10 protein-coding genes are annotated in these 13176 nt (G+C 54.5%); 3 read left to right on the top strand and 7 right to left on the bottom strand.

The window, feature by feature from the left end:
- Positions 1-496: 496 nt before the first annotated feature.
- From GSQ62_RS17550 to GSQ62_RS17540, 3 genes are all read right to left on the bottom strand, one after another.
- Positions 497-730, bottom strand: a complete 234-nt coding sequence (locus tag GSQ62_RS17550; RefSeq protein ID WP_161890721.1) for a hypothetical protein — start codon at positions 728-730, stop codon at positions 497-499.
- Between the two features lie 197 nt (positions 731-927).
- On the bottom strand, positions 928-1278 hold the full coding sequence (locus GSQ62_RS17545; RefSeq protein ID WP_161890720.1) for a transposase: 351 nt from the start codon (positions 1276-1278) through the stop codon (positions 928-930).
- A gap of 345 nt (positions 1279-1623) precedes the next feature.
- Positions 1624-4023, bottom strand: a complete 2400-nt coding sequence (locus GSQ62_RS17540; RefSeq protein ID WP_161890719.1) for an endonuclease MutS2 — start codon at positions 4021-4023, stop codon at positions 1624-1626.
- A gap of 188 nt (positions 4024-4211) precedes the next feature.
- Here GSQ62_RS17540 and GSQ62_RS17535 point away from each other — a divergent pair, with 188 nt between their 5' ends.
- Both GSQ62_RS17535 and GSQ62_RS17530 read left to right on the top strand, forming a co-directional pair.
- Entirely contained in the window at positions 4212-4679 is a 468-nt protein-coding gene (locus GSQ62_RS17535) for a YhcH/YjgK/YiaL family protein (protein ID WP_161890718.1), read from the top strand.
- A gap of 281 nt (positions 4680-4960) precedes the next feature.
- Positions 4961-5545, top strand: coding sequence for a hypothetical protein (locus tag GSQ62_RS17530; RefSeq protein WP_161890717.1), 585 nt, complete (start codon positions 4961-4963; stop codon positions 5543-5545).
- Positions 5546-6101: 556 nt separating this feature from the next.
- On the opposite strand, the gene GSQ62_RS17525 is transcribed toward GSQ62_RS17530, so the two are convergent.
- The 3 genes from GSQ62_RS17525 to GSQ62_RS17515 all read right to left on the bottom strand — a co-directional run bounded on the left by GSQ62_RS17525 (position 6102) and on the right by GSQ62_RS17515 (position 8678).
- A complete protein-coding gene (locus GSQ62_RS17525; protein WP_394351336.1) occupies positions 6102-6881 on the bottom strand; it encodes a TIGR02757 family protein in 780 nt (259 codons plus the stop codon).
- Between the two features lie 104 nt (positions 6882-6985).
- Positions 6986-7705, bottom strand: a complete 720-nt coding sequence (locus GSQ62_RS17520) for a pirin family protein (protein ID WP_161890716.1) — start codon at positions 7703-7705, stop codon at positions 6986-6988.
- A gap of 184 nt (positions 7706-7889) precedes the next feature.
- Positions 7890-8678, bottom strand: coding sequence for an XRE family transcriptional regulator (locus tag GSQ62_RS17515; RefSeq protein WP_161890715.1), 789 nt, complete (start codon positions 8676-8678; stop codon positions 7890-7892).
- A gap of 523 nt (positions 8679-9201) precedes the next feature.
- On the opposite strand from GSQ62_RS17515, the gene GSQ62_RS17510 reads away from it, so the two are divergent.
- On the top strand, positions 9202-10764 hold the full coding sequence (locus GSQ62_RS17510; protein WP_161890714.1) for a S8 family serine peptidase: 1563 nt from the start codon (positions 9202-9204) through the stop codon (positions 10762-10764).
- Between the two features lie 108 nt (positions 10765-10872).
- Here the strand turns inward: GSQ62_RS17510 and recQ are convergent, their stop codons facing one another.
- Positions 10873-13011, bottom strand: a complete 2139-nt coding sequence (gene recQ, locus GSQ62_RS17505) for a DNA helicase RecQ (protein ID WP_161890713.1) — start codon at positions 13009-13011, stop codon at positions 10873-10875.
- Positions 13012-13176: the final 165 nt, after the last annotated feature.

The raw sequence follows: 13176 nt of genomic DNA, 5'->3' as shown, positions 1-13176 counted from the left end.
GGCGCTTCATGCGCTGCCCCCAGCGGCCTAGATCCGGGTGATCATGCGCTCGTACTCGGCGCGGTAGGAGGTGATGGCAATTCTCTTTTCGGGCAGTTTGCCGCAGCTCACTTTCAAGGGGCAGTCCCTGCAGTCCTGGCGCGAGGTCCGGTACAGCCTGTATTGGGCCTGACCGCCCTTGGCCTTGCTGATTTGCTGGCAAAAACAGCCTTCTTGCCCTCCTGGCACCGGAAGAAATACCGTTTCCTCTCATAGGTAAAGCCCTCGGGGGCACCCCTGTACTTGCCGTAGGGCGGGATGAAGGCGGCGATGCCCTCCCACTCCAACTGGGCGTAGTTCTGGCCGAGGAGTAGCCCGAGTCGGCCAAGAGCGAGGTGCACCTCAAGCTGAGCCCCTGCAGCCGCAGGGTGAGCCCCTCGAGCAGGTGTGGCAGGCAACAGCTGTCCTTGCGGTCGGCGTGGTTGGCCAGCACATGGGTGATTACTTGGCGGGAAGCTTAGACCGCCAGTTGCAGGTGGTAGCAGAGCCGGCGGGCCTTGCCCGGCTTGACGGCGATGCGGGCGTCCGGGTCCACGGGTGAGTAGTGCGTTATATTGGAAGTGTACTTGGCTCCCTTGTTGAAACCGACCGGGCGCAGGTTTTGCTCTGCACGCCACTTGTAGTGAAGGGCCTGGAGCCTGTTCAGCTCCTCCTGCCTGGCCGTGAGGGTGCGTTGTCCCTGCGGGACCATGTCTTGACGGGCCCGGCAGTCAGCGCTGCTGAAGGTTTTCACCTGCCGGAGGCGGCCATCGAGCTGCTCTTGGGGACTTTCAGCTCCAGCGAGCCCATCGAGGCATTGGCCTTGATGGGGCCGAATCGATTACTTGGGTATGGCCCGAAACCATGCCGGCCTCCGCGCACATCGAGAGCACGCGCGTGAAGACCTCCTCAAACAGGGCCGTGGGCTAAAAGTTGCCTGGTGCGGGAGAGGGTCGAGTGCCAGGAAAGGGGCTCGTACAGCTGGTAATCGAGGAAGTAGTGCAGGTCCAGCCGCAGGCTGCAGTGCTCGAAGAGACGGCGGTCAGAGTCGATGTTCTCCAGGCGAGCCACCAGGCAGAGCTTGAAGCAGACCACCGGGTCGATGGACTGCTGGCCGCAGTGGCCGTAATAGGGAGCCGTCAGCTCGTAGAGAAACTCCAGATCCAGCCTGTCCTTGAGCCGCCGGTAGAAGTTGTGCCCCGGCACGTGCGCCGAGAGCGAGAAGCGCAGTTCCCGCTCGTCTGTTTTCCTGCCCTGCATTTCTTCATGGGTTTGGCACTAGCTCTTTTTACGGCTATATTCAACATTCAACCAGTTGTTGTGCAACAGGCACACATTTTGTTTTACAGCCTCGGGCTACACGATGAACATCCTCCACCTTGCGGCTTGGTATTCTCTTTTTGGTGAGGTGAAGTTAACAAAAAAAATCTAACAAAAGGCTTGCTTCTTCTGACAGTACCTCGCGCCATCGAAAAATTCCATAATCGGTATGGAACGTTCTCCCTCCTATTAGCAGTTTCGATAGTGATTAAAATGACAGCTTATATATAAAACAGCGGGGGCAGCCTATATTGGCTGCCCCCGCTGTTTTATATAGCTAAACGCTTACTTCAGCACTGCCATGGTGGCCCCGTCGCCGCCGCGCTCGGTGGCTTCGTTGCCGAGGCTGGCCACCTCCCGCACCGAGTGCAGGTAATCGCGCACCACCTGGCGCAGCACGCCGTTGCCCCGCCCATGGATGATCTTGATCTCCGGTATACCCAGCATGATCGCCTCGTCGGTGAAGTTCATCACCTTGGTCAGTGCCTCTTCTGCGTATTCGCCCCTGATGTCGAGGGTGGTGGTGAAATCGGCCATGCGCTGCGTGATGTTCATGCCGCGGGAGTAACCTTCGGCGGCCTCCGGTACGCTGGCTTTCTTCTTTTTGGTAGCTATCTGGCCCTCTACTTTCTCAAGGTTGCTCACCTTTACGATGGTCTTGAGGCCTCCGAAAAGCACTTCCGCCGTTTTACCTTTGATGCTCACCACCTGCCCCACCGAATCCTGCCCTATCAGCGCCACGTTGTCGCCTTCTTTGATGGCGCCGTTGGCAATACGCTTCTGCACCGCGCGCGGCTCTTCTTTGCGCACCTCGGCGGCAAAGCTCTCCAGTTCCTGGCGCGCCTGCTTGGTCTGCTCCTTCCCGGCCTGGCTCTGCTTTATCTGCTGGATGGTAGACTCTATCTTCTGATTCGCGTCCTTCAATAGCAGTTTCGCTTTTCCTTTGGCCTCGCGCATGATGTCCTGCTTGCTGTCTTCGAGGTAGTTCTTCAGGTCCTGGTACTCCTTCACGTTGCGCTTTAGTTTCTCCTCCTGCTTGGTCGCCTCGCGCAGCTTTTGCTCCAGTTCCTGCTTTTCCGTCTCCAGTTCTTCCAGCAGGCGGTCGTACCGGATTTTGTCTTTGCCCACCAGGCTGCTGGCCTTGTCCACGATGTGCTTTGGCAACCCGATTTTGCGGGCAATCTCGATGGCGAAAGAGGAGCCCGGCTTTCCGATCTCCAGTTGGTAGAGCGGCTGCAGGTTTTTGTGGTCGTAGCGCATGGCCCCGTTCACGATGCCCGGCGTTCGCTCGGCGAAGTTCTTCAGGTTGGTGTAGTGCGTCGTTATCACGCCATATACCTTGCTGTCGTTCAGGTTCTGCAACACCGCCTCGGCAATGGCCCCTCCCAGCACCGGCTCCGTACCCGTACCAAACTCATCTATCAGCACCAGGCTTTTTTTATCGGCCACCGTCACGAATTTCTTCATGTTGGTGAGGTGCGAGCTGTACGTACTCAGGTCATTCTCGATGGACTGCTCATCCCCGATATCGATGAAAATATCATGGAAGATGCCCGCCTCCGAGTTGTCGGCCACCGGAATCAGCATGCCGCACTGCAGCATATACTGCACCAGCCCCACCGTCTTCAAACTCACAGATTTACCGCCCGCGTTAGGGCCCGAAATAAGCAGGATGCGCTGCTCCTGCGTCAGTTCCAGGTCCATGGGGACGATGGGTTTGCCCACCTGCCGGTGCGCCAGGTACAGCAGCGGGTGTACCGCCTGCGTCCATTTTATATATGGGTATCGGTGCAGTTTGGGCATCGATGACTCCACGCGGCGCGCAAAAGCAGCCTTCGCCCGGATAAAATCCAGCAGGCCCAGGTACTGGTAGGCTTTGCGCAGTTCCGGTATATGGTTGCGCAGCGTGTTCGTCAGCCCCATCAAAATGCGGATCAGCTCGCGGTGGTAGGCGTTCTGCAGGTCCTTTATGTCGTTGTTGAGCTCAAAAATGGACTCCGGCTCTATATATACCGTCTGCCCCGTGTTCGACTCATCGTGGATAAGGCCCTTGATGCGGCGCTTGTGCTCGGCCAGAACGGGTATCACCAAGCGTCCGCCGCGAATGGTCGGCTCCACATCGGCGGGCGTCCAGCCTTCGTTTTTGGCGTGCCGGATGATGGACTGTATCTGCTTGCGCAGGATAGCCTGCTGTGAGATAAGGTCGCGCTTGAGGCGCTGCAATTCCGGGGTAGCATCGTCGCGCACGGCCCCGGCATCGTCCACCACTTTGTCCAGCGCGGCAATCAGGGAGCGCTCTACGGTAACATTGGCCCCCAGCGCCTTCAGCGACTCGTACTTGCCTTCTTCCGCAGACGCGATGAAACGCAGCGAGTCGCGGATAGTGCGCAGCGACATCTTGATTTCGAAGAAATCCTGCACATCGAGGTAAGTGCCCAGAATGGCGGCGCGGTCGAGGTAAGCGGTGACGTCGAAGTAATACTGCAGCGGAATCTCCGCATCCGACTCCAGCAGTTGCTTGAATTCGTTTGTTTGCTCGAGCAGCCGCTGCACCAGGTCGTGCCGGTTCAGGAAAGTCATGCGCTGCACAAACTGGCGGCCCAGCGGGCTCAGGCAAAGCTCGGACAGCATGTCTCGCACCTGCGCAAAGCCTATTTTTATTTCAAAGTTATCTGGATAGATCAAGTGATATCTCTTAATTTACTGCAAAATTAGCAATATCTATAACAAGTGCAGGGGGCTGTTTTGTTCGATTTCGCTTCACAAGAATCAGGCAGCACGGCACTTATTTTTGTCCTTTATATATAGCTGGAACCAGACTATCCTTACAACTTTCCGGCTCCACTCACAATTCGTAATTCGTAATTAAAAAAATGGTTTTAGACAGTTTACAGAACGCCCGCCGCTATAATAGCCTGCACCCGCTGTTTCAGCAGGCCTTCCGGTTTTTGCAGGAAGCAGATTTAGCAACGCTCCCGCTGGGGCAGCAGGCCATCGTGGGCCGCGATTTGTTTGCCATTATCTCCGAAGGCTCCGGCACCACCGAGAAGGAAGCAAAACTGGAGGCGCACCGCCAGTACATCGACATCCAGTACGTGATTTCCGGCACCGACCATATGGGCTGGAAAAGCCTTGCCCTCTGCGCAGAGCCCAGCGAGCCTTACACCGCCGAGCGTGAGGCCGCCTTCTTCCCCGACAAAACAAGCAACTGGTTTGATGTGCCCGCCGGCTACTTCACCATCTTCTTCCCCGACGATGCCCACGCCGCCATGGTGACGGAGCAAACAGTACGAAAGGTAGTGCTGAAGATTGCGGTGGAGCCGACTGGTGGAGGTCAGTAATGAGGCTGGGGTTTAGGTGAGATAAAGTGCAGATAAGCGTAGGTTCATGTTTAGATATAGGTGATAAGTAAGGAGACAAAATTAGTTAGACCTATTTTTTGTTGTCATCCTGAAAGGATCTTGGTTGCGAGCGCAGTTACCGCTCGCAACCAAGATCCTTTCAGGATGACAATATAGTATAAGATAATTATGTCTATATACTTGTATTATAAGAGTTAAGAAGTATATCTTAATTAGAAGAAAGGGGAAAGCTTTGGTGTGAACTGGCTTAATTAAGACAAATGAACCTACGAAACCTGTCTTTATTTTTACTTGTTTTAACAATCACTTCCTGCAATAAGCCTACACTTGGTATCATGTTGCCTGCTGAAGAAGGAGAAGTGATGATAGAGTTAGATAGTGTTGGTTTGCCAGAATTGGCAGCGTTTCCAATGCGCCTCAAATTAACTAATAATACCAATAAAAAGGTAGTTCTCGTCTTTGATACTATCTCTAACGAATATAAAGACCAGGTAAGAAATATGTTTGTAACGGCTAACCCAGACACTTTTCTTCTTGGAGTTAGGACCAAAAAGGAATTCTTAATTTTTAACCCACATACCAGTACTTCTTTTTTAGGCTTTGGTTACTTTATCTACGGTAGAGGGCATTTTGAATCATTTGAGGAGATTAATGCTGTCTTGACGAAAGGGAGATTGGAGTATAGGTTCAATAGAAAAAATTTTGCTAATAATGCTTTAAAAGAGATTTTGGCAGTAAGTGATACAGTTGTTGTCCCTTCAAAATTAGAAGCAAGTACTGGTAATGCCCAAGTTGTTGATAGATTTCTACCACAGTCTCTTGAGTGGCGAGAGAAGAAGCTTTAAAATGAATTGTTGCAGCAAAAGGTGAATTGGCAAAATTACGAACACACGATACGGCGTAGCAGTGAAGTTACTAACGCTTCACCCCGCTAAACGAACACTGCTAAGTTTAACCCATAAAATTACCCATTCCATATTTATCTACCCTTCCAGACATCCATATCCTTATCATGGCTAAAAAGAAGAGTGTAATAAATATTTAGACGCTCAAATACAAAATCATTAAATGTATTACCAAAAACAATGACAGTCATTTGCCCATAAAATCAAGTCTATCAAAGATTCTAATGCCCCTACAGCAGACTGGGTTAATAAATTGAGCAAGGATGCTTTTGAACCTAGTAATCGTGGAATTAAGATCTTGAAAGCGGAGAAGTTTTGTACAGCAAGTATATAGCATGGGTAGCGTTATATATAGCCACACTTAACCGTCAGTTACAGTTTAAAGGCCTGAAGAGGCATGATCAGCCTTCCTTACATGGACAAGGAGGGGCAGGGGTGGTTCGAGCACACCTGCAGAATACCTATTTTATATCGGTTTATATGTCACCGGCTATACCTAAAACTTCTCCTCTATCCCCAGCCCGAACAGGGCATAGTCGTACTTCACCGGGTCATTGGGGTCAAAGTCTCGCAGGTGGGCTGTCAGTTCCTCGGCGGTTTCCCAGTCCATGCCCTTGCGGGTGATGAGGCAGAGGCGGCGGGCCACCCGCTCCACGTGCACGTCGCAGGGGCAGATCAGGTCGGCCATCTGCATGGTGTTCCACAGGCCGAAGTCCACGCCGTTGCTGTCTTTTCGCACCATCCAGCGCAGGTACATGTTCAGCCGCTTGCAGGCCGATTTGCGTGCCGGGGTGGCAATGTGCTTGCGGGTGCGCTGCGGTGCCTCCTCCAGGCTGAAGACAAGGTGATGGAAGTGTACCAACCGCTCCTTCTGCGTTCTATATATATGCCCCTCCCCAACAAAAGCTGTTTCTAAACTGTCGTGCTGCCGGTAGTACTGCTGGAAAAAGTGAAGCAGGTATAGCAGGTCGGTGTCGTTGAAGGTGCGGTGTTTAAAGCCCAGGAAGCGGCGCAGGTCGTGGTCCTGGTGGTGCAGCACGAAGTCGTGCGGCGCGTTGTCCATCAGGTCCATCAGTTTCAGGCAATTGTTGATGATGGTTTTGCGCTGCCCCCACGCCAGGATGGCCGCAAAGAAGCCGCTGATCTCGATGTCCTGCTTTTTGCTGAAGCGGTGCGGAATGGAGACCGGGTCGTTGGGAATGAAAGCCGGGCGGTTATATAGCGCCACCCTGTCGTCGAGCAGGGCTTTGATTTTCTGTAGGTTGCTGTACATCATAAAAAAAGCAGCTTGTTTGCACAGGCTGCTCTAAAGGTTTTGCTTAGGTGTAAAGATAGTCCCTCCCACTTTACCGGAAATCAACATCCACAGAAATATACTTCTTAATAGTTCACCTCGGTGGCCGGAACATCTACCAGAATAATGCGAGCATCGCCGGTGCCATGCAGGCTGATTGCCGTCTGTTCTTCCAGCCGCACCTGATCGTGGGTGTCTACCTCCATGTTGTTAATGAGCAGGCTGCCCTCCAGCACATATATAAGCGTCTTGCGGATCTTAAAGGTCTTGAAATCGATCTCCTCTCCCTGCGACAGGCTCGCGTAATAGATGGTGGAGTTGGAGTTGAAGTAGGCAACATTCTCCAGCACCTTCTGCCCCGTCACCAGCGGCACCAACTTGTTCTTCTCGCCCAGAAAATCGACATGCATTTGCTCGTAGGATGGTGCCAGCCCCCGCTTGTTCGGCAAAAACCACAACTGGAAGACGTGCAGCGGGATGTCATTTTCATTCGTTTCGGTAACGGTGATGCCCGTTCCGGCCGTAACGCGCTGCACGCATCCGGCCTGCAGCGTCACTTCGTTCCCGAGGCTGTCCTTGTGCGTGAGTTCGCCCTCCATCACAATCTGGATGATCTCCATCTCGGCGTGGGGGTGCGACGGGAAGCCGGTGTGCGGCTTGATGATATCATGGTTGAACACGCGCAACGGACCGAACTGTACATTGCTGGGGTCGTAATAATCGGCAAACGAGAAAAGGTAGTGCGACTGTAGCCAGTCCCCCACTTCAGCATGATGGCGCTCGGCCGCGGTCATTAATTTTATCATAGTGCGTGTGTCTGATGGAACATTGTATATAAACAGGAGCGACAATAGCCTGCAACCCTGCTAAGGCTTTACGCATATTGTTCTTTCTTGTTAACAAAAGCAAGGCAGGCGGCCCGGCGCGCAAAAAAGCCTGGCAACGCGCAGGAAAGCAATGCCAGGCTTCAATAGGATTTATATATGTCCGCTACTCTACTTTCTTCAGCTTTTGCACCTCCTTCTGCAGGTCCAGCACAATGGAGGAGAGCTTGTTCAGCGACAGGTCCGCAATCGGGAAAGTGGAGCTGATATAGGATTTCGCCTCCCAGATCTCCACCACATCCTCCACATGCACCTCGTACGGCGAGTACACCGGGTTGTCGGAGTGCAGGTGCAGCACGGCGGTGTCTTTTATCTTGTTGAAGATGCGCTTGAACACGATTCCCTCTTTCTGGCTCACGACAATGCAGGGCGTGCCGTCTTTAATCTGGTTCCAGTCTTCCACGTAGCGCCCCACAATCACAGTGCCGGAGGCGATGGGCAGCATGGAGTCGCCGCTAATCTCGAAGGCCCTGTACGTGCCGCCCACGCCCAGCATCGGCAAGCGGAAGCGGGGCAGCTCCTCCATAAACTCCGCATCGGCGTAGCCGTTCAGGTAACCGGCGCTGGCCTTGTAAGGCACCAGCTCAATATTCTCCTTTTCCTCGTCGTTCACCGTGATGGCGAGCACCCGCAGGTTGTCCCCGGATGTTTTCGGGGTGCCTCCCGCTACTTTTAGCTTCGCCCCTTCCTTCGTGAGGTCGTTCGTGATGAGTTCGTCCAGCGAGACATCAAAGAGCCTGGCCACATTTATGAGCGTGCTCAGTTTGGGTTCCGCCCGTCCCTCCTCGTATGCGCCCACCAGCGAGCGCTTTATATCTAATTTCTCTGCCAGCTGGGCCTGGGTATATCCGGCGCCTTTGCGCAGATGCCTAATGTTTGATGTCACCAATTGCATAACAGCCAAAGCTATGGTTTTTGTAAATACCTGTGGCTACTCCACCACACGCTTGTAAAAATACTAAAGTATTTGCGGGTATACTAATTATTTTAGCAGTTTTTATCATCCTGCGCCGAAATTAAAATGGAATTATATCAATATTCCTGTTTCACTCTACAAAGTTATTTAAATATTCTTCAAAAGATACAACATTATATTGTAACTACACCAGCTAAACATTTGGTTTGAAGCATTCTGATGCCATACATTTACAAAATCAAATAGAACATTCATTGGATAGATGCAATAACAGCGCTTAACCTCCTTTTACAACCAGACTTGATATAGTTATATATGCAAAGAAATTTATTCTTTGCCGTGGAAGGGTTTTGACTTCTGGTCTCTAAAGGAAAGATAGCGCCAGGAGCCTCAGGCGGAGTTTCGCGGGGGGTGCAGAAGCGGGCACAGGCAGGTGGATGTCCTTGAGAATTGATGCAGCGGTACGATTACTAAAAATTACACTTTTATATTATTACGAGCTATGTTGTTAACAAGCACCTTCAGAAAATCAATGTCCTGCGTTGCCCTGGCCTCTGTCATCGCACTGACATCGGGTTGCCAGAAAGAAGACCTGATGGAAGAGCAGTTCACCTCTCCGGCCGCCACAGACAACAGTCCTTACGGAAATTTAATCCAGGGGCAGTACATCGTGGTATTCAAGAGCGGGAAAACGGGAACAGTGGCGGGCCAAGGGCTTTCGGCCACCATCACAGCGGCCGCTAAAGTGCGCCGGCAGGTGTATGAGGCGGCAGGCGTAGAAAACGCTGCCGTGAGCCAGGTGTATGAAGGTGTGGTGAATGGCTTCGCCGCACGACTCACAGACGCACAGCTGGCGACGCTGCGCGCCAACCCGGAGGTTGCGTATATCGAGCAGGACCGCTATATATCGCTCGGCACCCTGTCGAAGACAAGCACGACAAAAGCTGGCGCTGATCCAGGCACAAAGGGCGGCGGCAAAGGCAAACCAATCAAAACAGAGCCAGCGCCAGAAGAACCGGCACCGTCCGAACCGACTCCTACCGAACCTGCTCCTACTGAGCCTGCGCCCGAAGAACCGGCTCCGGTACAGCCTGCCCCTACCCCGGAAGAACCGGCACCTACAGAGCCTGCTCCCGTTGAGACTGCGCCGGAGGAACCAGCCCCGGCTGAGCCCGCGCCAACTGAGCCTGCACCGGAAGAACCCGCTCCCGCTGAGCCCGCGCCAACTGAGCCTGCCCCAGAGGAGCCCGCCCAAGAAGAGCCTGCCCCGAACCCCAGATACAACATCATCACCCCTATGGAAGGGGAGAACCTGCCCTGGAACATTGCCCGCGTTGGCTACGGCGACGGCACCGGAAAAACCGTCTGGGTGATCGACTCAGGCATAGACACCGACCACCCGGACCTGAACGTGGATGTCACCAGGAGCGCGTCGTTTATATATGGCAACGCCTCTATTGAAGACGGCTACGGCCACGGCACCTCTGTTGCCGGCATCATCGCCGCTAAGAACAACGGCTCCGGCATGGTGGGAGTGGCTGCAAACGCCACCATCGTTGCCCTGCGCGTGTTCGACGATGCCGGAGCCGGTACCCTTTCCAGGGCCATTAATGCGGTGCTGCACGTTGGCAAATATGCACAGCCCGGCGACGTGGTGAACATGAGCCTTGGCAGCGGCATGTCTTCTACGCTTGACAATGCCGTGAAAACGGCGGCGGCGAAAGGCATCCTGTTTGCCATCGCGGCCGGCAACAGCGCCGTAGACTGCTATGAGTCTTCCCCGGCCCGCGTAGACGCACCGGGCGTATACACTGTGTCTGCCATGGACACGTACAACAGGCTGTGGGACAGATCCAACTACGGTGCGGCGGTAGACTTCGCGGCACCCGGCGTGAACGTGACCGTGACGACAAAGGGCGGCGGCATTGGCGGCGGCGCTTTCGGCACCTCCATGGCGGCACCGCACGTGGCCGGCATCCTGGCGCTGCACGGAACAGTATATGCGCAAGGCACCGTGACCGGCGACAAAGACACTACGCCGGATCCCATCGCCTCTGTTGAGTAAAAGCTCAATCCCTATCATAAAAAGAGCGGCTGCCCCGGATGGAGCAGCCGCTCTTTTTATGATAGGGTGGCACAGGCGCCGCCTATATGGAGAGCCGCTTCTGCTCCCCTACCACGTGTCTCCTTTCTTGTAGATAGAGACGGCAAGCCTGATTTTATAATACTCATACTGCTCCCCCAGCGCCTCGAACAAGTCCTTCAATTTTGCCTCGGTGCCCAGCTTTTGGATGGCAACGGCAATCGCTTTATACTCCGCCTTTGTCACAAATTGATGCAGGTCAATGTCATAGCCCTGTTCGTATAAAGTTGCGAGGTGGGAGTATATGGTGACGGGGTTGAGGCTGCGCTGCCGGGCAATCTGCTCAATCCCATATCCCTGCTGCAGCATCTCGTAGGTGGCCAGGTGGGTGGCTCCCTTCAGTTTGCTGCCCTTTGCCTGCTCCTCGTTGATGAAATCGATGATCTCGGTGATGAACGTGTCGCCGAACCGCTCCAACTTCTGCGCCCCTACCCCGGATATAGCCAGCATGGCTATCCGGTTGGTCGGCCTTTCGGCTGCCATCTCCTGCAGCGAGCTGTCCGTGAAAACAACATAGGGCGGCACCCCCGCCTCATCCGCCAGCCGCTTCCGCAGGGCGCGCAGCCGCTCAAACAGCGCGTCTTTGATCAACTCCCGCTTCGGCCGCGCCCTTACAGTTGCCTCCTCCGGCTGCCTTACCTCCTCAAACTTCACCAGTTGCACCCGCCTGCCCTCGAACAGCACCTCGCGGCTTTGCTCGGTCAGCTTCAGGGTGTAGCCCTGGTCGTAGGCTATCTCCACCAGGCCGCTGTTCAGCATCTGGTGCAGGTAGCGGTTCCAGTCGAGGGTGCTCACGTCGCGGCCAGCGCCATAGGTCTTGATTTTATCGAAGCCGGATTGCAGCACCTGGCTGTTGCGGGCGCCCCGCAGCACGTCCACCAGCAGCGTCATAGTGGCCTGCTCCTGCGTGCGGGCAATGGCCGAAAGGGCTTTCTGCACCAGTTGTGTCCCATCAAACGTGGTGGGCGGGTTGCGGCAGATGTCGCAGTTGCCGCAGTCTTTCTGCATGGTCTCGCCGAAGTACTGCAGCAGGATGCGGCGGCGGCAGGCGGCGGCCTCCGCGAACTGCTGCATCCGCTCCAGCTTCACCAATTGGAGTTCCGTCTGCTTTTTGTCGCTTTCGTTTTCCTGCAGCATGCTGCGCATGTTCATTACGTCCGCGAACGAGTAAAAGAGCAGCGCATCCGCTTTGGCCCCGTCACGTCCGGCCCGGCCAATCTCCTGGTAATAGCCCTCGATGTTTTTCGGCAGGTTATAATGGATCACCCAGCGCACATTCGACTTGTCGATGCCCATGCCAAAGGCGACGGTGGCGCACACCATCTGCACGTCGTCTTTCAGGAAAGCCTCCTGTGCCTTGGCCCGCAGCGGCGCCGACATGCCCGCATGGTAAAAGGTGGCGTTAAAGCCGTTCTGCTTCAGCTTGTTTGCCAGCGACTCCGTGGCTTTCCGGCTGAGGCAGTAGATAATGCCCGGCTGCCTGGGCCTGCTGCTGATAAAGTCCGTGATTTTGTTGAACCTGTCGCGGCCCGGTTTCACCGTCAGGTTGATGTTGGGCCGGTCGAAGGAGGCGATATATACCTCGGGGCTTTGCAGGTGCAGTTGCTCCTGGATGTCTTTCTGGGTGAGTTTGTCGGCGGTGGCCGTGAGGGCCACAACGGGTATCTGGGGGAAGTGGTGCTTCAGGGCTTTGAGCTGCGTGTACTCCGGCCGGAAATCATGGCCCCAGGACGAGATACAGTGGGCTTCGTCCACCGCAAACAGCGATACCCTGACCCGGCCCAGGAACGACAGGAAACCAGAGGAGAGCAGCTTCTCCGGGGACACGTACAGCAGTTTCAGCTTCCCCTCGAGGCACTCGTTCTCGATGGCATACTGCTGCTCGGCGCTCTGCGAGCTGTTTATATAGGCAGCCGGTATGCCGTTGGCCAGCAGCGCCTCCACCTGGTCCTTCATCAGGGCTATCAGCGGCGACACCACCACGCAGATACCCGGCAGCACCACGGCGGGCACCTGGTAGCACACCGACTTGCCGCCGCCCGTCGGCATCAGCACCACCGCGTCTTTCTGCTGCAGCAGCCCGCTGATGATCTGCTCCTGCATCGGGCGGAACTGCTCGTATCCGAAGTATAGTTTCAGGGCTTCCCTCGCCTCCCGCATCGTTGCCATTTCTTATTCTCCTATGTTTATTTCTCCGGCCTCCTTGCACAAAGTTAGCCAATATTTTCTGCATCTGCAGGGCGGCCGCTTGCAGGATATGGCTTCGCCATGATAACAATGCTCTCCCGTACGCGTAGTTTAAGAGCATCTGATATATAAACTTTTTAAACCACA

This window comes from Pontibacter russatus (genome assembly GCF_009931655.1).
GTDB lineage: Bacteria > Bacteroidota > Bacteroidia > Cytophagales > Hymenobacteraceae > Pontibacter > Pontibacter russatus.
Note: the sequence above shows the minus strand (reverse complement) of the source record. Positions and strands in the feature narration are given on the sequence as shown.